Origin of the sequence: Pseudomonas sp. P867 (assembly GCF_019891455.1) — a bacterium.
Lineage (GTDB): Bacteria > Pseudomonadota > Gammaproteobacteria > Pseudomonadales > Pseudomonadaceae > Aquipseudomonas > Aquipseudomonas synxantha_A.
In genome coordinates this window covers 306,501-326,556 of sequence record NZ_JAFLXB010000002.1, presented here as the reverse complement: position 1 = coordinate 326,556, position 20,056 = coordinate 306,501, and the positions used below count along the sequence as shown (strand labels likewise).

The following is a 20,056-nucleotide window of genomic DNA, read 5'->3' as shown; positions in this document are numbered from 1 at the left end:
AATGCCGCTTACGAGCGGCTTTTTTGTGCTCGCGATTTATGTTTCGACGCTGTTCATTGCAGCAAAGACCCGGCAAGCTCGGTCCAACTCCAATTCATGGAATGTTCGGGAGCAGTCCGATGGTGCAGTTGTGTTCAATCGAGCAAGCAGTTGACGACGTACTGGCGCGGTTGCCGGCGCATATCCAAATGGGCATGCCGCTGGGTCTTGGCAAGCCCAATCTGTTCGCCAACGCGCTGTACCGGCGTATTGCCAAACTGCCGGAGCGGGCGCTGACGATCTACACCGCGTTGAGCCTGGGCCGCCCGACGATGGGCGATGGCTTGCAGAAGCGCTTTCTCGAACCGTTCATCGAGCGGGTGTTTGGTGACTACCCTGAACTGGACTTCCTCGCCGACCTGCACAAGGACAGCCTGCCGAAAAATATCCAAGTGCAACAGTTTTTCATGCAGCCCGGCAGCCTGCTCCACAGCACTTCGGCGCAGCAGGATTACGTCAGCAGCAACTACAGCCATGCCGCCCGCGACATCAATGCTGCCGGCCTGAACCTGGTGGCGCAACTGGTTGCCAGCAGCGCCGAGCATCCTGATCGCCTGAGCCTGAGCTGCAACCCGGATATCACCCTCGACCTGCTGCCGATGATCGCCAAGCGCCGCGAAGCCGGGGAAACCATCCTCGTTGTCGGCCAGGTCCACAGCGATCTGCCCTACATGCCCGGCGACGCCGAGTTGGGCATGGACGCGTTCGACTACCTGCTCGATGAAAAAGACAGCACCACATTGTTTTCCACGCCGAACATGCCGGTGGGCTTCCAGGATCATTTTATTGGCCTGCACGCCAGCACCCTGGTACGTGACGGCGGCACCTTGCAGATTGGCATTGGCTCCATGGGCGATGCGCTGACCGCTGCCTTGCTGGCGCGCCAGGCCGATAACGAAGCCTATCGATTGCTGCTGACGGACCTGGATGTGTATCAGTGGGCGCCACTGATCAGCCGTGAGGGCGGTGTCGAGCCTTTCGCACGTGGTCTTTACGGTTGCAGCGAGATGTTCGTCAACGGGCTGTTGGTGCTGGCGGATGCGGGGATTGTGCGCCGCAAGGTCTACCCGGATGTGGCGACCCAGACGCAGGCCAACGAAGGCACTCTGGACGATGCGGCGCAACCCGATGGCGTGTCGATCCACGGTGGCTTCTTTCTAGGGCCGCGCAGTTTTTACCAGCGCTTGCAGGAAATGACCCACGCCAAGCGTCTCGAATTCAACATGACTGCCATCAGCTATATCAACGAGCTGTACGGCCAGGAAGAACTCAAGCGGCTGCAGCGCCTGGATGCGCGCTTTATCAACAGCGCGATCATGGTCACATTGCTCGGTGCCGGCGTGGCCGACCAGCTGGAAGACGGTCGCGTGCTCAGCGGTGTGGGCGGGCAATACAATTTCGTTGCCCAGGGGCATGCGCTGGACGGTGCGCGTTCAATCCTGATTTTGCGCAGCTGGCGGGAGTCGGCGGGCGAGGTCAGTTCCAATATTGTCTGGGAGTACGGCCACTGCACCATTCCCCGGCACCTGCGGGATATCGTCATTACCGAGTACGGCATTGCCGACTTGCGCGGGCAGACGGATGCCAAGGTGATCGAAGCGCTGCTCAATATCACCGACTCGCGTTTCCAGGGCGACTTGATTGAGCAGGCACAAAAGGCCGGCAAGCTGCCCAAGGACTTCCAGCTGGATCCGCGCTTTGCGGACAACACGCCGGAACGCCTCCAGGCGATTCAGGCCAAGCATCGACGGTTGTTCCCGGAATACCCGTTGGGCAGTGATTTCACGGATGAGGAGCGGGACTTGTTGCGAGCGCTGAACTGGCTCAAGAGCAAATTCAAGCTGACGGAGATTCTGGAGTTGGGCAAGGCGGCACTGGATGCACCGGAGCCGCAGGCGTATCCCGAGCATTTGGTACGGATGCGTCTGGATAAGCCGGAGGGGTTTAAAGAGGATTTGTATCAGCGGCTATTGCTTGCTGGGCTACAGGCCACCGCCCGCTGACAGGCAACACAAATCAAATGTGGGAGCTGGCTTGCCTGCGATGAGGGCCTGACAGTCGATATCTCTGTCGTTTGACACTCCGCTATCGCAGGCAAGCCAGCTCCCACACGTTGATTTAGTCGATGAAGGTCACGACACCACCCGCCAAGGACTTCACCCGCGCCAGCGACTCAACCCGATAACCCTGCGCATCCAGCTCTGCACGCCCACCCTGGAACGACTTCTCGATCACGATCCCCAAGCCCGCAACAGTCGCGCCGGCCTGCTTGATGATCGAAATCAGCGCCTGGGACGCTTTGCCGTTGGCCAAAAAGTCATCGATCACCAGCACGCGGTCGCTGCTGGTCAGGTGGCGTGGGGAGATCGCCACGGTGCTTTCGGTTTTCTTGGTGAAGGAATACACCGTTGCCGACAGCAGGTTTTCCGTCAGGGTCAACGACTGCTGCTTACGCGCGAAGATCACCGGTACACCCAGGTTCAGCCCGGTCATGATCGCCGGTGCAATACCTGAGGCTTCGATGGTGACGATCTTGGTGATCCCCGAATCCTTGAACAGCGCGGCGAATTCGTCGCCGATCAGTTTCATCAGTGCCGGGTCGATCTGGTGGTTCAAAAAGGCGTCGACCTTGAGAACCTGATCGGAAAGCACGATGCCTTCTTCGCGAATTTTCTTTTGCAGTGCTTCCACGGAAAGCTTCCTCTGATGGCGCAGCAGGCGCCGAAAGTAGATTGAAAAGTAGTCGATTCTAGCGCTTTAGCATTGCGCGTATATCCGCCAGGGCGGTGTTGCCGCGAACGGCCTTCACCTCGGTGGGGGTGTCGTCATTGCCTTCCCAGGCCAGGTCATCGGGCGGCAGCTCGTCAAGGAACCGGCTGGGGGCACAATCGATGATTTCGCCGTATTGCTTGCGCTTGGCGGCAAAGGTGAAGGCCAGGGTCTGACGTGCGCGGGTGATGCCCACGTAGGCCAGGCGCCGTTCTTCCTCGATGGTGTCGGCTTCGATGCTGGAGCGGTGTGGGAGGATTTCCTCTTCCATGCCCATGATGAACACGTAGGGAAATTCCAGGCCCTTGGAGGCATGCAAGGTCATCATCTGCACGCCTTCGGCGCCGTCTTCCTCTTCCTGCTGGCGCTCAAGCATGTCACGCAACACCAGCTTGCCGATGGCGTCCTCGACGGTCATTTCGCCGTCTTCGTCTTTTTCCAGGGTGTTCTTCAGCGCTTCGATCAGGAACCAGACGTTGCCCATGCGGTAATCCGCGGCCTTGTCGCTGGAACTGTTGGTGCGCAGCCAGTTTTCATAGTCGATGTCCATGACCATGCTGCGCAGGGCGCTGATCGGGTCTTCGCCGGCGCACTGTTCGCGCACCTTGTCCATGAAGCGCTTGAAGCGCGACAGGCGATCGGTGAAGCGCGTGTCCAGGTGTTCGCCCAGGCCGATTTCGTCGGTGGCGGCATACATGGAAATCTTGCGTTCGGTGGCGTAGTTGCCGAGCTTTTCCAGGGTAGTGGAGCCGATTTCCCGGCGCGGTACGTTGATCACCCGCAGGAAGGCGTTGTCGTCGTCCGGGTTCACGATCAGCCGGAAGTAGGCCATCAGGTCTTTTACTTCCTGGCGTCCGAAAAAGCTGTTGCCGCCCGACAGGCGATACGGCACCTGGTGGTGCTGCAGTTTCAGCTCGATCAGCTTGGCCTGGTAGTTGCCGCGATACAGGATCGCAAAGTCGCTGTAGGGCCGGTCGGTGCGCAGGTGCAGGCTGAGGATTTCCACGGCCACGCGTTCGGCTTCGGCGTCTTCGTTGCGGCAGCGGATCACGCGGATCTCATCGCCATGACCCATCTCGCTCCACAGTTGTTTTTCAAACTCGTGGGGGTTGTTGGAGATCAGCACGTTGGCGCAACGCAGGATGCGGCTGGTGGAGCGATAGTTCTGCTCCAGCATCACCACTTTCAGCGACGGGTAGTCTTCCTTGAGCAGCATCAGGTTTTCCGGGCGGGCGCCGCGCCAGGCGTAGATCGACTGGTCGTCGTCGCCCACCACGGTGAACTGGTTGCGCGTACCAATCAGCAACTTCACCAGCAGGTATTGGCTGGCGTTGGTGTCCTGGTATTCGTCCACCAGCAGGTAGCGTACCTTGTTTTGCCACTTCTCCAGGATGTCCTTGTGTTCCTGGAACAGCTTGACCGGCAGCAGGATCAGGTCGTCGAAGTCCACTGCGTTGAACGCCTTGAGCGTGCGCTGGTAGTGGGTGTAGACAATGGCGGCGGTCTGCTCCTTGGGGTTGCGTGCAGCTTCCAGGGCTTCGGCGGGCAGGATCAGGTCGTTTTTCCATGAGCCGATCATGTTCTTGATTTCGTCGACGCCGTCGTCGCCTGCGTATTCCTTCTGCATGATGTCGGTCATCAGGGCTTTGACGTCGGTCTCGTCAAAGATCGAGAAGCCGGGCTTGTAGCCCAGTCGCACATGCTCCTTGCGGATGATGTTCAGGCCCAGATTGTGGAAGGTACACACCGTCAGGCCGCGGCCTTCGCCGCCCTTGAGCAGGGTGCCGACCCGCTCTTTCATTTCCCGCGCCGCCTTGTTGGTAAAGGTCATGGCGACGATGTACTGGGCGCGGATGCCGCAGTTCTGGATCAGGTGCGCGATCTTGCGGGTGATCACGCTGGTCTTGCCGGAGCCGGCGCCGGCGAGCACCAATAGAGGGCCGCCGACGTAGTTCACGGCTTCTTGCTGCCGGGGATTGAGTCGGGACATACGGAGTTTTAGGAGTCGTTGTTCAAAAGGGCGGGCATTTTAACAGGCTGGCAAGATTCTGCTGCCTTAGAACGACGGTGTGACGTACCACTCGATCTAAATTTGCCGGTTTTGCTACTTTGCCGCAGGATGTGGGGAATACTCAGACTATTTTTCACAGTCTGCGTGTTTGATAACACCTATCATTTGTCACGCATTTATCATTGCCAGGCCGCACGTCATAATGCCATCGCTCACGAAATTTAGCAGAGTCTAGGGAGTTAGCTTGTCTACGCCTGTCGAACCCTTGCGTTTGCTGCTGCTGGCCGAAGAGCCTGCATGGGCAGCGTTGTTGCGCGAGTGCCTGGTGCCGATGGGCGAAGGGGCTGTGCTGATCAGTGCACCCAACTGGGACTCGGTGAGTCGTCTGTTCGATGACGATCAGGGCGCCGTGCTATTGACCACGCCCAGCCTGCAGCCCGGTCCTGGCCGCTGCAGCTTGCCGTGTGTATTGCTGTTGGAGCAGGAGCCGCTGGTGTCGCCGCTCGGTGTCAGCGACTGGTTGATCCTGAATGGGCTGGACCCTGAAACATTGCGCCGCTGCTTGCGCCATGTGCGCGAGCGCGGCGTTCTGGAGAACACCTTGCAGCGCTTGGCCGAGCAGGACCCGCTCACCGGTATCGCCAACCGCCAGGGCTTCCAGACACTGCTGGCGGCGCGGCTGGCGGACAACGAAGGCCGCGGCCTGGCTCTGGGCCATCTGGACCTGGACAACTTCCGTCATGCCAACGACGCCCTCGGCCACCAGGCCGGCGATCGGTTGATCCTGCAAGTGGTGTCGCGGCTCAAGAGCCAGCTCGAAGCCGGGGACCAGCTGGCGCGGCTGGGCAGCGATGAATTTGCCTTGCTGATCGACACCCGTCGCGCGCCCCAGCGTGCCGAGTGGATGGCCGAGCGCATCACCGAAGTGATGGCCGAGCCTTACTGGGTCGATGGCGAAAGCTTGTTGATCGGCTGCAGCCTGGGCGTGGCACATGCGCGCGCCCGCGCCGGCGCTGACCCGTTGATGTGGCACGCCCATATCGCCATGCAGCAGGCCAAAAGCACCCAGGGCTGCACCTTTCACATCTTCAATGAACGCATCAACCGCAACGCTCGCAGCCTGGCCGACCTGGAAAGTGAACTGCGCCGGGCTTTGCGCCGCGATGAGCTGGAGCTGCATTACCAGCCGCGCCTGGACTTGGACGACGGTCATATCGTCGGCCTCGAAGCCCTGGTGCGCTGGCGCCACGGTGAGCGCGGCTTGTTGCCACCCAGCGAATTCGTGCCGCTGGCCGAGCAGAGTGGCCTGATCGTGCCTTTGGGCTACTGGGTGATTTCCCGGGCCCTGCGCGACATGCAAGACCTGCGCGAACGCGGCCTGCCGCCGCTGCACATGGCCGTCAACCTGTCGTTTCGCCAGTTCCAGGACAGCCAATTGCTCTCCACACTCAGTCGCCTGATTGCCGAGCGTGGCGTGGAAGCGCAATGGCTGGAGTTCGAATTGACTGAAACCGCGGTGATGCGCCGCAGCGATCTGGTCAAGCAGACCATGGACGCCCTGGGCCGCCTCGGCGTGCGGTTCTCCCTGGATGACTTCGGCACCGGGTTTTCGTCATTCGTGCACCTCAACAGCCTGCCGATCGCCTTGTTGAAGATCGACAAAAGTTTTGTCGGCGGCATGGAAGAGCGCGAAGAAAACCGCAAATTGGTACACGCGATGATCAACCTGGCCCACAACCTCAACCTGGAAGTGGTGGCCGAAGGCGTGGAGACACCCGAGCAGCTTGAGCTGTTGCGGTTGTTCGGTTGTGACCAGGCCCAGGGGTACCTGATCAGCAAGCCGTTGCCGTTGGCGGAACTGGTGGAGTACCTGATGTTTGGGCAAAGCCAGCAGGCGCTGTTGGGCTGAGCCTTCAAAGTGGTTCAAATGTGGGAGCTGGCTTGCCTGCGATAGCGGTCGTTCAGCTAATAATGATTAGCCTGACACACCGCTATCGCAGGCAAGCCAGCTCCCACATGGACCGCGTGCACTCGCTAGTCAGGCAGTGCCGCTTGGAATCCAACAGGAGCATCCGGCTCCCGCCGAATCATCCGCTTCATCTTCGCCTCAAACGCCCATGTCAGGCTCACCGCCGCGCACGCCAGTCCCAGCGCCAAGCCCCACCATACCCCGGTGGGCCCCCAGCCTAAAGTGAACGCCATCAGCCAGGCCGAGGGCGCACCGATCAGCCAGTAGCAACCCAGGCCGACCAGGAAGGTGGTCTTGGCGTCCTTCAAACCACGGATACAGCCCATGGCAATGGTCTGCACACCGTCGAACAATTCAAACCACGCGGCGACGGCCAGCAGGCTGACGGCCAGGACGATGACGTCATGGAACGCCGGGTTGTCATGGTCGAGGAACAGCCCGATCAACGGGTCGGAAAACAGCCACAACACTACGGCAAATCCCAGCATTACCATGGCACCAAAGCCTATGCCGACCCGACCGGCCATGCGTGCCTGCAACAACTGCCCGGCGCCGTAATGCTGGCCGATGCGCATGGTCACCGCGTAGGACATCCCCGCCGGTACCATGAACGCCACCGAGACAATTTGCAGGGCAATCTGATGCGCGGCCAACTGGGTACTGCCCATGGTGCCCATGCACAACGCCGCAAAGGCAAACAGCCCGACCTCTACTGCATAGGTGCCGCCGATCGGCAGGCCCAGGCGCCACAGCTCGCGCAGGTAGTGGGTATTCAAGCGCAGCAGTCCAGTACCCAGCGGGTAGGCGGCGTAGGCGCGGTTGCTGCGGATGTACCACATCAATGCCAGCGCCATGCCGTTGGCGACGATGGCGGTCACCAGGCCAATGCCCATCAGGCCCAGTTTCGGCAGGCCGAACATGCCTTCGATCAAGGCGTGATTGAGCAGGTAGTTGACCACGGTGCCGCACAGGCTGATCACCATCACCGGCGTCGCCTTGCCGATCGCGCTGGTAAAGCCGCGCAGCGCCATGAAAGTCAGATAGCCGGGCAGGGCGAAAGGCAGGATGGTGAGGAATTGCCCCGCCGCTTGTACGTTGGTTTCGGTCTGGCCGAACATCAGCAGCACCGGCTTCAAGTTCCATAGCAGCAGCGCCGCTGCCAAGGCCATCAACCACGCCAGCCACAGCCCGGCCTGGGTGAGGCGCGTGGCGCCGTCGATATCGCCTGCGCCGTGACGAATGGCGACCAGGGTGCCCACCGCGGCAATCACGCCGATGCAGAAGATCGCCACGAACGAATAGCTCGCCGCGCCCAGGCCGCCGCCGGCCAGGGCTTCGGGGCTCAGGCGCGCCATCATCAGGGTGTCGGTCAGCACCATCAGCATGTGCGCCAACTGTGAGGCAATCAACGGCCCCGACAGCCGCAGAATGGCCCAGAGTTCGGTACGTGCCGGATGTTGCATGATCATCACACTCAAATAGTCAGGAAATGGGGGGAGATTGATTCTCGGCGCTTTGGGCGCTTTGCACAAAAGGATAAAAGCGATCGTTCACATGATTAAAACTCATGCCTCGTTGATTCTGATAGGGTGCCGATATTGCGCCGTCGGAGCTTTCCCAATGTCTCGTCGTCTTCCTCCACTGTATGCCCTGCGTGCATTTGAAGCCGCTTCCCGGCACAACTCCTTCACCCGTGCGGCGCAGGAACTGTCCATCACCCAAAGTGCGGTCAGCCGGCATATCCGCACCCTCGAGGAGCATTTCGCCTGCCGCCTTTTCCAGCGCAGCGGTCGCAATCTGCAGCTCACCGAAGCCGCACGCCTGTTGCTGCCCGGCGTGCGCGAAGGCTTCGCTGCGTTGGAGCGCGCCTGTCATACCTTGAATACTGAAGATGACATTCTGCGCATGAAGGCACCGTCCACCTTGACCATGCGCTGGCTATTGGCGCGCCTGAGTCGCTTCCGCGCCTTGCAGCCAGGCAATGAGGTGCAACTGACCAGTGCGTGGATGAGCGTGGATGAAGTGGACTTCAACCAGGAACCCTTCGACTGTGCGGTGTTGTTGAGCGATGGGCATTTTCCGGCGGACTGGGAGGCCAGTTACCTGTTCCCCGAATTGCTGATCCCCGTGGGCGCGCCGAACCTGCTGGATGATGGACCTTGGGACGCTGCCCGCCTGGCGAGTGCCGAGTTGTTGCATCCCACGCCTGATCGTCGTGACTGGCGCAACTGGCTGGAGCGCATGGGGTTGTCGTCCCGGGTGTCTCTCAAGGGTGGGCAGGTGTTCGATACCCTTGAGTTGGGCATGATCGCGGCGGCGCGTGGCTATGGCGTGTCCATGGGCGATTTGTTGATGGTGGCCGAAGATGTCGCCCAGGGACGCCTGAGCCTGCCGTGGCCCAGGGCGGTCGCCAGTGGGGAAAGTTACTACCTGGTGTGGCCGAAAACCCGTCCCGGGGGGGAACGCTTGCGACGGCTGGCGGAGTTTCTTCAAGGTGAAGTCAAAGCGATGGAGTTGCCCCAGGTTGAACGTCTCGATTGAGTAGGTGCCGGCGTTTGATGCAATCGTTTGCGGGATACCCCTGTGATTCGCTCAAGTATTACCAAGTGCCGCCGAAGAAGGTGTGTTGGAACCATCGTGCACCAACGTTTCCCACTAGATAATTTGCCGAGCAGCGCTATGAGATCAGGATGATCCTGGCCTCGGCCAGGAGCTGTCATGTCTCAACCTCGTGCCCGGATTGCCTCCCAGTTAGGTCTCGCCCTTGCCGTGATTCTGGCTGTCGTTATCAGCGGCAGCACTGTGTTTGCCCTGCGTTCCCTTGACTCCGCCAACCTCGACACCCGTGAGGAGCACCTGGCCAGCGAGGCGCGTTTGCTCGCCGACCAACTCAATACCTTCCACAGCACCTTGCGCGAGAGTACCCAGCGTTTGAGCGGGCTGTTTGAAAAACGCTTCGGCGCCGGCCTGAGTGTGCGTGCCGACCAACCCGTGGCCGTGGCCGGTGTACAGACGCCGAGCCTGTACCTGGGTAATGAGGTGCTGAACAACAATTTCGAAGAAGTGGATGAGTTCAAGCAAATGTCCGGCGGTGTGGCCACCGTATTCGTGCGCAGCGGCGACGACTTTATCCGCGTGAGCACTTCCCTGACCAAGCAGGACGGCAATCGTGCCATCGGGACCGTGCTTGACCGGCAGGGCGCGGCTTACCAGCGTGTTGCCGATGGCCAGACCTATATCGGCCGTGCGGTATTGTTCGACCGTTCCTACATGACCCAGTACAGCCCGGTACGTGACAGCAACGGCAAGGTCATCGCCGTGCTGTTTATCGGCTTCGATTACACCGACGCGCAGAACGCCCAGTTTGAAAACCTCAAGCGCTTCCGCCTCGGCCAGACCGGCTCCCTGGCGCTGCTGGATGAGCAGAAGCATTGGCTGGTGCCGCCAGCCGGCGTGCAGGCGCCGGACCAGGCCATTGCCGTGATGCTCGACCTGGCAAAGACGCCGGGGGCAGGGCGTTTTTGGAGCGACAAGAATGAAGATTTCTATAGCGTCTCGGTGCCGTTCGAAGGCGGCCCCTGGGCGGTGGTGGCGAGTATGCCCAAGGCGGAAATACGCGCCGTGACGTGGGAAGTCGGGATTCGCCTGGTGATCGGCAGCGTGCTGGCGATGTTGCTGGCAGTGGGCGCCACGGTGTGGCTGTTGCGCAGCAAGCTGGCGCCATTGAGTGATTTGGTACGCCAGGCGCAAGCTCTGGGCGCAGGCGACTTGAGCGCACGCCTTAACGTGTCCAGCCATGACGAAATCGGGCAGTTGGCGCGCAGCTTCAATCAGATGGGTGAGGCGCTGTCGACCATGGTTTCGCATATCCGCAGTGCTGCCGAACAGGTCAACAGCCGCGCCCAGGCGCTGTCGGGGCTATCCGGTGGCGCCTACGAAGGCATGGAGCAACAGTCCGGCGAGATCACCAGTATGGCCGGCGCGGTGGAAGAGTTCAGCGCTACCTCGTTGAACATCGCCGACAACATGGGCAACACCGAGCGCCTGGCGCAAGAGAATGCCCAGCAGACCCGGATCGGCCGCACCTCGATGCAAGAGGCGTCATCGTCGCTGGAGCATATTGCCACTGCCCTGAACAGCACAGCCGCAGTGATCAACACCTTGGGCCAGCGCTCCCAGGAAATCGGCGGGATCGTCGGTGTGATTACCTCCATCGCCGAACAGACCAACCTGCTGGCGCTCAACGCCGCCATCGAAGCCGCTCGCGCCGGTGAGCAAGGCCGCGGTTTTGCCGTGGTCGCCGACGAAGTGCGCAACCTGGCCTCGCGCACCCGCCAGGCCACCGATGAAATTTCGGCGATGATCCAGAGCATCCAGCAGGAAACCGGCAACGCCATCAGCACCATGGAACACGGCAAGGTATTGATGCAGGACGGCCTGTCGCGCAACGCCGACGTCGCCTCGGCCCTGGCGCGTATCGATGAGCAAAGCCGCTCGGCCGGCCAGCAATTCGCTGCGATCACCACCGCCACCCAGGAGCAGAGCAGCACCGCAACCCTGCTCAGCAGTAACTTGCAGAGCATTGCCCTGGCCAACAGCGAGCAGCGCGAAGTGGTGTCGAACCTGGCAGTCACCGCCAAGGAACTGGAAACCTTGGCGGCAGGCTTGCGTCAGGAGGTAGACCGGTTTCGTTGAGGCTTAGTGGTCGCCCAGCCCTGGGTCTACGCGCTTGCCGATGTCCTTGAGCCGCGCCAGTTGGTCGACCATACCTGGCGCTTCATCCATGCTGGTCACGAAGGTCCACAGGTAAGTCATCACCGCGTAGATGTGGCCGGCCTTGACCGCTGGGGACAAGGCCAACTGGCTGATCGCAACCACAAACAGCAAAGCCGCGAGCGTACCGAGAAACAGGTACGCCACAGCCTCGCGGTCTGAAAGCCAGATGCGCAGGCGCGACAGCACCTGGTAGTGACGTCGCAGGGTCGGCGCGCCGACCTTTTCGACCAGGCCGATTTCTTTCTCCAGGCGGTTATTCAGGCGCTCGTGTAGTTCCTGATTGCGCTGTGCAAAGCGTGGCAACAAGGTCATGCACAGCAGCAGCGCGGCCAGACAGGCCATGCCTACCCATGGCTCAATCACGATCAACATTACCGCCGCGCCCACAATCGACACCAACGCCGTGGCGATGATTGGCACGTGCTTTTCAAAGAAGTCGACAAATTCCCGTGCCAGCACCACCCGTGCCGCTGATTTCGAGGTGCTGTGGTTCTGTTGGCGCTGGTTGAGGATGACTGGCACCGCAAGGTCGGCGTAAATGCGCGTGAACGTGCGTGTATCCAGCGCTCGCCGTGCCGCCCCGACCACCCAGAACGCCATGACCACGGCGGCATAGAACAACGCACTGGTGGCATCGCCGCGGATAATCGAATCCACCGCGAACCCGGCAAACAGCGGATAGGCCAACAACAGTGCGTTCTCCAGCGCCACCAGCGACAAGGTGCAAGACAGCTTGCCGGGATAGGCTTTGGCAATAGCCTTGAGTGTCTGGCTGGCGGACTGCTGGCCGATTTTCTGGCTTTCTTCGATCAGAATTTGGGGGGTGACGGATGTCATGGGTGCACCAAAGGAGTGATAGACGCTATTATTGAGCGACTGCTCAAGTATCCTTGAGCGATCGCTCAAAAAGCAAGCGCCGCTCATCTACCGGCGCCCGAAGGAATTGCCCATGTCGCGTATCGACCGTAAAGACCAGATCATCGCCGCCGCTCTTGAGCTGTTTCGCAGCAAGGGCTTTGCCGCGGTGTCCACCCGTGACTTGGCCGAACATGCCGGGCTGTCACGCAGTCACGTCTATCACTATTTCAGTGACTGGAATGAACTGCGTCGCGAAGCTTTTGTGCGCTTTGCCAATGAGCAATTGGATGAAGTGCGCGAGCCGTTGGCCGATGCTCCACCGCTGGAGGCGCTTATGGGGTTCTTGCGCGACTGCCTGCCCAGTACCGCTGACGCCGCTTGGGCGCTGTGGCTCGACGCCTGGGACGAAGCCATGCACGACCCGCAAATGGCCCAGGCTTACCTGGTGATCAACGCCCAGTGGCAAGGCATGCTTGCCGAAGTGATCGAGCGGGGCGTTGCCGATGGCGTCTTTCGCTGCGAGTCGTGTCAGCGCGCTGCACGGCAGATCTTCGCCCTGGCGATGGGCTATGCCGATGACCTGATGCTCAAGCCTTCCGCAGAGTCGGCAGAAGCGGTGCTGGAAGAGGTGCTGGAAGTGGCGAGGCTGCTGCTGGATTTTGCCTGACAAGTGCTAGCCATGAGCGGCTGGTCGGTACTGCAACGCCTCCGCCAAATGATGGCGGGCGATGCCTTCCACTTGCTCAAGGTCCGCCAGGGTGCGAGCCACCTTGAGCAACCGATGGGCTGCACGCAGCGATAATGTCAGTCGTTCGCACGCGCTTTCCAGCCAGCTTTCATCGGCTTTGGTCAACTGGCAGTGTTCGCGTAGCCGTGGCAGATCGAGGAATGCATTGGCACAACCCTGGCGCTGGTGCTGGCGTTCACGGGCTTGCGCCACCTGGGCGGACGCTTGCGCGGTGGTGTCACCGGCCTGTTGGGAGGGGCTCAGCGCAGTGACCTCCCGCGCGACTGTCAGGTGCAAATCAATCCGGTCCAGCAGCGGCCCGGATAGCTTGTTGCGATAGCGTTGTATCTGTTCCGGCGTGCACCGACAACGCCCGCTGGGTTCGCCCATGTAGCCGCACGGGCAGGGGTTCATGGCCGCGACCAATTGGAAGCGTGCCGGGAAACTCACCCGGTCCCTGGCTCGGGAGATCACGATATGCCCCGACTCCAATGGCTCGCGCAGCACCTCCAGTACCTTGCGATCAAATTCCGGCAGCTCATCCAGAAACAGCACGCCGTGATGGGCCAGGGTGATTTCCCCCGGCTGCGGCTTCGAGCCGCCACCCACCAGCGCCGGGCCGGATGCCGAGTGGTGCGGCTGGCGAAACGGGCGATTAGGCCAATGGCTCAGGGGGGCCAGGCTGACCACGGATTGGATCGCGGCCACTTCCAGCGCCTCCTGCTCGCTCAGCGGTGGCAGCAAGCCCGGCAGGCGGCTGGCCAACAGGGTTTTGCCGGTACCGGGTGGCCCGCTGAACAGCAGGTTATGTGCGCCGGCCGCCGCAATCAGCAAGGCACGCTTGGCTGCCAGTTGGCCCTGCACTTCACTCAGGTCCGGGTAAGGCTTGTTCAAGTACAGCAAGCCGTCGGACCTGTAGGGCTCAATCGGCACATGCCCATTAAGGTGCGCCACCACTTGCAGCAGGTGGTCCACCGCAATCACTTTGAGCCCCGACGCCAGGCAGGCTTCCTCGGCATTGGCCCTGGGCACTATCACGGTGCGCCCGGCCTTGCGCGCCGCAAGCGCGGCCGGCAACACACCCTTCACCGCCCGTACCTCGCCCGATAACGCCAACTCACCAAGGCACTCCACGTCATCAAGCATCAAGGCCGGCACTTGCACACTGGCCGCCAGGATCCCCAGGGCAATCGCCAGATCAAAGCGCCCGCCGTCCTTGGGCAGGTCGGCGGGCGCGAGATTGAGGGTGATGCGCCGGGCCGGGTATTGCAGCGCCGAGTTGAGAATGGCGCTGCGAACGCGATCCTTGCTTTCCTTCACTGCAGTTTCCGGCAGGCCCACCAGCGTCAGCGATGGCAAGCCATTGGCCATATGCACTTCAACGGTGACGGCGGGGGCTTCAACGCCGACCTGGGCGCGGCTGTGCACGATAGCGAGGGACATGCTCGTTCCTTGAATGGGTGGGCCGCTTCCTGCGGGTTTTTCAAGGGTAGACGAGGCGGGACGGAGCGGGGCGAGGGAGATTTTACAGAACGTATCCGGGCGGCAATGCAAAACAAATGTGGGAGCTGGCTTGCCTGCGATAGCGGTATGTCAGCAAAGAATCATCCGCTGATGCACCGCCATCGCAGGCAAGACAGCTCCCACACTAACCGTGTTTATTCAGCAGAGGATGGCGCCAACCGTGCTTCAAGTTCAGCCACCTTCGCCTCCAGGCTCTCCAACCGCGCACGCGTGCGGGCCAGCACCACCATCTGGCTGTCAAACTCTTCCCGGCTGACCAGGTCGAGCTTGCTGAAACCACTTTGCAGCAATGCCTTGAACTGGCTTTCGATTTCATTGCGGGGCAGCGGGGTGTCGCCGCTGAACAGGCGAGAGGCGTGGCCGCTCAGGGCGTCGAGGAGGTCTTTGGGCGCGAGCATGGGAAACATTCCGGAAAACAGTTGGCCAGCAGTGTATCACGCAGCGTCTATAGTCTTTTTCATGCCGCGTTGCGCACGGTTTTCGCGCATCAAAGCGGGCGGCTGCGCACCGTTTTGATGCGCATTGCGGCCGCACGCACGCCCCGTGGGTGGGCACAAGTGAGCAAGGGATTGATTTCAGTGGTATTTACGGAGCTGGCAAGGTTTCTGCTTAGACGATCATGACCCATGCACTGATGCAGTCGCTGTGACGAATGCAGTGCGCCGACGGATCAGGGGTACAGGTTTCGTCACCAGTGGATCGCTGGCGTCGCAACGGCAAATGCCGAGGCGACGATGCGTTACAAAGCCAGGCACTGCGCTTAGACTTGAGACGGGTTTGTTTTCCTGGGGCAAGTCCACCAATTCGGGAGAGAGTTTTCATGAAGCTAGTCACTGCCATCATCAAGCCGTTCAAGTTGGACGATGTACGCGAGTCACTGTCCGAGATCGGCGTGCAGGGCATTACCGTTACTGAGGTCAAGGGCTTCGGTCGGCAGAAGGGTCATACCGAGCTGTATCGTGGCGCGGAATACGTAGTCGATTTCCTGCCGAAGGTGAAGATTGATGTCGCCATTGACGACAAGGATCTTGACCGGGTTATCGAGGCGATAACCAAGGCGGCCAACACCGGCAAGATCGGTGACGGCAAGATCTTCGTGGTCAATCTGGAACAGGCTATTCGCATCCGTACCGGCGAAACCGATACCGACGCAATCTAAGCCGCCAAACCCCAACGCCCCAGGAGAAAACACTATGACTCTGCGTAAATTCGCAGGGCTCGGAGCCCTGCTGTCCATCGTAATGCCAAGCCTGGCCATGGCGGCAGACGAAGTGGCTGCTCCAGTCCTCAACTCCGGCGACACCGCCTGGATGCTGACCGCCACCGCTTTGGTGCTGTTCATGACCATCCCTGGCCTGGCGCTGTTCTACGGCGGCATGGTCCGCTCCAAGAATATTCTGTCAGTGATGATGCAGTGCTTTGCCATCACCGGCTTGATCAGCATCCTGTGGGTCGTCTACGGCTACAGCATCGCGTTTGATACCACCGGTATGGAACAGGGTGTGGTCAACTTCAACTCCTTCTTCGGCGGCCTGGGCAAGGCGTTCCTGGCGGGTGTCACCCCGGCCAGCATCACCGGGCCTGCGGCGCTGTTTCCGGAAGCCGTGTTCATCACCTTCCAGATGACCTTCGCCATCATCACCCCGGCGCTGATCGTCGGTGCCTTCGCAGAGCGCATGAAGTTCTCCGCGATGCTGATCTTCATGGCTATCTGGTTCACCCTGGTCTACGCGCCGATCGCGCACATGGTCTGGAGCGGCAACGGTGGCCTGATGTGGGACTGGGGCGTGCTGGACTTCGCCGGCGGCACCGTCGTGCACATCAACGCGGGTGTGGCGGGCCTGGTGGCGTGCATCGTGCTGGGCAAGCGTAAAGGCTTCCCGACTACACCAATGGCACCGCACAACCTGGGTTATACCTTGATCGGCGCGGCCATGCTGTGGATCGGCTGGTTTGGCTTCAACGCCGGCTCCGCTGCGGCGGCCAACGGCACGGCGGGCATGGCGATGCTGGTGACCCAGATTGCCACGGCTGCTGCGGCGCTGGGCTGGATGTTCGCCGAGTGGATCACTCACGGCAAGCCAAGTGCACTGGGCATTGCCTCAGGTGTGGTGGCCGGCCTGGTCGCCGTGACGCCAGCCGCTGGCACCGTGGGCCCGATGGGTGCTCTGGTGATCGGGCTGGTTGCCGGTGTGGTGTGCTTCTTCTGCGCCACCAGCCTCAAGCGCAAGCTGGGCTACGACGACTCCCTGGACGCCTTCGGTGTGCACGGTATCGGCGGTATCGTCGGTGCGATCCTCACCGGTGTGTTTGCAGCCCCGGCACTGGGCGGTTTCGGCACCGTGACCGATATCGCTGCCCAGGTCTGGATCCAGTGCAAAGGCGTAGGCTTCACTGTGATCTATACAGCCATCGTGACCTTCGTCATCCTCAAGGTGCTGGACATGGTCATGGGCCTGCGTGTCACTGAGGAAGAAGAGGCTGTGGGCCTCGACCTGGCGCAACACAACGAGCGCGGCTACAACTTGTAAGTACGCGAAAAAAACATGCCCGGCTTGCCGGGCATTTTTTTGTCTGGTGTTTGTCTTTGGCTAAAGGTGTATGGGTTTTTTATCAACTTTGTGATGGGATCCACACGGCACTTTTCAGAGTGCAAATGTCTTACAGGCATGAAGGCGTATTCGGCACTTTGTTTTTTCCCAGAGCGCGCTAGAATGCGCGCCGATGGGCGGAGAACTGTATGTGGCAACAGACCCTGATTACCCTGCGGGCCAAGCCCCGGGGCTTTCATCTGGTAACGGACGAGTTGCTTGCCGGCTTGCCTGAATTGAAGGCTTGCCGTGTGGGCCTGTTGCATTTGTGGCTGCAGCACACCTCGGCCTCGTTGACCGTCAACGAGAATGCCGACCCGGCGGTTCGCCGTGACTTCGAGCGTTTTTTCAACCTGCTGGTGCCACAGGGCCGCGCAGGGTTTGAACACAACGACGAAGGTCCGGATGATCTGCCGGCGCACTTCAAGGCGAGTCTGCTGGGCTGCCAGCTGAGTTTGCCGGTCAAGGCCGGCCGCTTGGCGATGGGGACCTGGCAAGGTGTTTATCTGGGCGAGCACCGTGATCATGGCGGTGCTCGTAAAGTCCTCGCCACCTTGCACGGTGAAGAGGCATAAGCCACTGGAAATCCGGTGGATGTTGATTTTTTTCCGGCGACCTCGACAGAGGGTGAAGCTGGGCTATAACTAATCTGCTTTTCGCAAGTCATGAGGTAGAACATGAGCGACGATGATCTGGAACAAGACGACCTCGAAGTAGGTGATGAAGACGACACCGAAGAAGGTCTTGAAGTAGCGGCGGAAGACGTTGCTGACGATGCCGAGGATGGCGGTGCCGATGACGCGGCTCCCAAAGCCAAAGGCAAAGCCAAGGCTGCTGTTTCGGTAGACGAGCTGCCAAGCGTTGAAGCCAAGAACAAAGAGCGCGATGCCCTGGCCCGTGCGATGGAAGAGTTCCTCGCTAAAGGCGGCAAAGTGGTCGAAGTCGAGGCTAACGTGGTTGCAGACCCACCGAAGAAGCCGGATAACAAGTACGGCAGCCGACCTATCTAAGGTCTGCCTCCTGCTTGTAAGAAAAAGCCCGCCGTCGCTGCGGGCTTTTTCATGCCTGGAGCCATTACCAGTTCGCTGCAATACCTTGTGGGAGCTGGCTTGCCTGCGATAGCGGTGTATCTGCGAGCCCTGTGTTGATTGGCCCACCGCTATCGCAGGCAAGCCAGCTCCCACATTGGGGGGCAGTGTTAACCCCAGCGACTCAGCAGTGGCGGCAACTCCGTCAGGCTGCGAATCTGCGCATCCGGGTGCTTGTCACCCTCCCAGGCCTTGCCCGCGGGGTTAAACCACACCGCCCGCAGCCCCGCCTGCTGAGCACCGGCGATGTCATCCCCAGGGTGATCGCCCACGTGCACCGCCGCTCCGGCGTCCACGCCACCGCGCTGCAACGCCTCTTCAAACAAGCGCCCGTCCGGCTTGGCAATGCCGATGTCTTCAGCGCGCAAGGCAAAATGGAAGTACTCCGCCAGGCCAACGCGCTGCACATCGGCATTGCCATTGGTGATCACCCCCAGCAGGAAGTGCTGGCGCAGCGCCTTGAGCATCGGCTCGGCTTCCGGGAACACGGTGAGCTGGTGACGTGCATGGATGAACGCTTCGAAGCACACATCCGCCATTTGCGCCGCTTCAGGCTGGGGATAGCCGGCCTCTTCGAATGCCAGCATCAACACCCGATGGCGCAGGATGCTGATGCGGTGCTTGAGCTCGGGATGACGCTGCAATACTTGCTGGCGCAGGCTGGCGAAATGCTCCAGGGGTAGGTCCCCGACCTTGGAGGCGTTGAGCGCCAGCCATTCGCGCATCGACGCTTCGGCGCTGATGATGACGGGTACGTTGTCCCAGAGGGTGTCGTCCAGGTCGAAGGTGATCAGCTTGATACTCATGAGTCGCTGCCTTTGATGCGTTTGGCCCGGGGATGGGCGCTGTCGTACACCGTTGCCAGGTGCTGGAAGTCCAGGTGTGTATAGATCTGGGTGGTCTTGATATCGGCGTGGCCGAGCAGTTCCTGTACGGCGCGCAGATCCTGGGAGGACTCCAGCAGGTGGCTGGCGAAGGAATGGCGCAGCATGTGCGGGTGCAGATTCTGCCCCAGCTCCCGCTCGCCGGCGGCCTTGACCCGAAGCTGGATCGCTCGGGGCCCCAGGCGTCGGCCTTGCTGGCTGACGAACACCGCATCGTCCGCCGGGTTGGTCAAAAGGCGCAGTGGCAGCCATAGCTGCAAGGCTTCGCGGGCTTTTCTGCCCACCGGCAGTACGCGGGTCTTGCTGCCTTTGCCGAGCACTTGTATCAGGCCATCGGCGAGGTCCAACTGATCGAGGTTCAGGCTTGTCAGCTCCGACAGGCGCAGGCCCGAAGAATAGAACAGCTCAAGGATTGCCTGGTCGCGATGGGCCAGGAAGTCATCCTCTACCGCACCATCGAGCAGCTGCAAGGCACGATCGGTATCCAGGGTCTTGGGCAGGCGCCGCTCGCCTTTGGGCGGGGACAGGCCATTGGCCGGGTCGTGATCGCACAGGCCTTCGCGATTGAGGTAGTGATAGAGGCCGCGCACTGCCGACAGCAGGCGAGACAGGCTACGCGAGGACTGGCCTTGCTGGTGCAACCGGGCGATCAGGCTGCGCAGGGTCTGGATATCCAGGGCTTTCCAGCTACTGACGTGCTGTTTCTCACAATAGGCCAGGACCTTGTTCAAGTCCCGCCGATAGGCTTCAAGGGTGTGGGGCGACACCTGGCGCTCATTGCGCAGGTGAGCGCAATAGGCGTCCAGTTGCCGCTCCATGG

17 protein-coding genes are annotated in these 20,056 nt (G+C 60.9%); 9 read left to right on the top strand and 8 right to left on the bottom strand.

Annotation, left to right across the window (positions count from 1 at the left end):
• The first annotated feature begins 119 nt into the window (after positions 1-119).
• Positions 120-2,042, top strand: a complete 1,923-nt coding sequence (locus tag J1G33_RS05005) for an acetyl-CoA hydrolase/transferase C-terminal domain-containing protein (protein WP_223017775.1) — start codon at positions 120-122, stop codon at positions 2,040-2,042.
• A 115-nt stretch (positions 2,043-2,157) separates the two neighbouring features.
• Here J1G33_RS05005 and J1G33_RS05000 read toward each other — a convergent pair whose 3' ends face one another.
• Complete coding sequence (locus J1G33_RS05000) at positions 2,158-2,730, bottom strand: xanthine phosphoribosyltransferase (protein WP_223017774.1); 573 nt, start codon at positions 2,728-2,730, stop codon at positions 2,158-2,160.
• A 58-nt stretch (positions 2,731-2,788) separates the two neighbouring features.
• Positions 2,789-4,798, bottom strand: a complete 2,010-nt coding sequence (rep, locus tag J1G33_RS04995) for a DNA helicase Rep (RefSeq protein ID WP_005792464.1) — start codon at positions 4,796-4,798, stop codon at positions 2,789-2,791.
• 265 nt (positions 4,799-5,063) lie between these two features.
• On the opposite strand from rep, the gene J1G33_RS04990 reads away from it, so the two are divergent.
• Positions 5,064-6,728, top strand: coding sequence for a bifunctional diguanylate cyclase/phosphodiesterase (locus tag J1G33_RS04990; RefSeq protein WP_005792463.1), 1,665 nt, complete (start codon positions 5,064-5,066; stop codon positions 6,726-6,728).
• Positions 6,729-6,853: 125 nt separating this feature from the next.
• Here the strand turns inward: J1G33_RS04990 and J1G33_RS04985 are convergent, their stop codons facing one another.
• Positions 6,854-8,257: a NorM family multidrug efflux MATE transporter gene (locus J1G33_RS04985; RefSeq protein ID WP_103734166.1), complete on the bottom strand. Its 1,404-nt coding sequence runs from the start codon at positions 8,255-8,257 to the stop codon at positions 6,854-6,856.
• A 151-nt stretch (positions 8,258-8,408) separates the two neighbouring features.
• On the opposite strand from J1G33_RS04985, the gene J1G33_RS04980 reads away from it, so the two are divergent.
• Positions 8,409-9,329: a LysR substrate-binding domain-containing protein gene (locus J1G33_RS04980; protein WP_032878744.1), complete on the top strand. Its 921-nt coding sequence runs from the start codon at positions 8,409-8,411 to the stop codon at positions 9,327-9,329.
• A gap of 177 nt (positions 9,330-9,506) precedes the next feature.
• Positions 9,507-11,483 (top strand): methyl-accepting chemotaxis protein, encoded by a 1,977-nt coding sequence (locus tag J1G33_RS04975; protein ID WP_122733005.1) that lies wholly within the window; start codon positions 9,507-9,509, stop codon positions 11,481-11,483.
• A gap of 3 nt (positions 11,484-11,486) precedes the next feature.
• Here the strand turns inward: J1G33_RS04975 and J1G33_RS04970 are convergent, their stop codons facing one another.
• Positions 11,487-12,401, bottom strand: coding sequence for an ABC transporter six-transmembrane domain-containing protein (locus tag J1G33_RS04970; RefSeq protein ID WP_223017773.1), 915 nt, complete (start codon positions 12,399-12,401; stop codon positions 11,487-11,489).
• A 112-nt stretch (positions 12,402-12,513) separates the two neighbouring features.
• Here J1G33_RS04970 and J1G33_RS04965 point away from each other — a divergent pair, with 112 nt between their 5' ends.
• Positions 12,514-13,089, top strand: coding sequence for a TetR family transcriptional regulator C-terminal domain-containing protein (locus J1G33_RS04965; RefSeq protein ID WP_032878749.1), 576 nt, complete (start codon positions 12,514-12,516; stop codon positions 13,087-13,089).
• Between the two features lie 6 nt (positions 13,090-13,095).
• Here the strand turns inward: J1G33_RS04965 and J1G33_RS04960 are convergent, their stop codons facing one another.
• Together J1G33_RS04960 and J1G33_RS04955 are read right to left on the bottom strand one after the other, a co-directional pair.
• Positions 13,096-14,592: a YifB family Mg chelatase-like AAA ATPase gene (locus tag J1G33_RS04960; protein WP_005792457.1), complete on the bottom strand. Its 1,497-nt coding sequence runs from the start codon at positions 14,590-14,592 to the stop codon at positions 13,096-13,098.
• A 215-nt stretch (positions 14,593-14,807) separates the two neighbouring features.
• Complete coding sequence (locus tag J1G33_RS04955; RefSeq protein ID WP_005792456.1) at positions 14,808-15,071, bottom strand: accessory factor UbiK family protein; 264 nt, start codon at positions 15,069-15,071, stop codon at positions 14,808-14,810.
• A 422-nt stretch (positions 15,072-15,493) separates the two neighbouring features.
• Between J1G33_RS04955 and glnK the strand changes: the two genes are divergently transcribed.
• From glnK to sutA, 4 genes are all read left to right on the top strand, one after another.
• A complete protein-coding gene (glnK, locus tag J1G33_RS04950; RefSeq protein WP_002555808.1) occupies positions 15,494-15,832 on the top strand; it encodes a P-II family nitrogen regulator in 339 nt (112 codons plus the stop codon).
• Between the two features lie 34 nt (positions 15,833-15,866).
• Positions 15,867-17,204: an ammonium transporter gene (locus J1G33_RS04945; RefSeq protein ID WP_032878752.1), complete on the top strand. Its 1,338-nt coding sequence runs from the start codon at positions 15,867-15,869 to the stop codon at positions 17,202-17,204.
• A gap of 209 nt (positions 17,205-17,413) precedes the next feature.
• Positions 17,414-17,839, top strand: a complete 426-nt coding sequence (locus J1G33_RS04940) for a secondary thiamine-phosphate synthase enzyme YjbQ (RefSeq protein ID WP_005792453.1) — start codon at positions 17,414-17,416, stop codon at positions 17,837-17,839.
• A gap of 102 nt (positions 17,840-17,941) precedes the next feature.
• Positions 17,942-18,274: a transcriptional regulator SutA gene (gene sutA, locus J1G33_RS04935; protein WP_032878753.1), complete on the top strand. Its 333-nt coding sequence runs from the start codon at positions 17,942-17,944 to the stop codon at positions 18,272-18,274.
• 188 nt (positions 18,275-18,462) lie between these two features.
• On the opposite strand, the gene J1G33_RS04930 is transcribed toward sutA, so the two are convergent.
• Both J1G33_RS04930 and xerC read right to left on the bottom strand, forming a co-directional pair.
• Complete coding sequence (locus tag J1G33_RS04930) at positions 18,463-19,158, bottom strand: HAD-IA family hydrolase (RefSeq protein ID WP_032878755.1); 696 nt, start codon at positions 19,156-19,158, stop codon at positions 18,463-18,465.
• A complete protein-coding gene (gene xerC, locus J1G33_RS04925; protein WP_103734170.1) occupies positions 19,155-20,054 on the bottom strand; it encodes a tyrosine recombinase XerC in 900 nt (299 codons plus the stop codon). Before xerC ends, J1G33_RS04930 begins: the two co-directional genes overlap by 4 nt.
• Positions 20,055-20,056 lie beyond the last annotated feature (2 nt).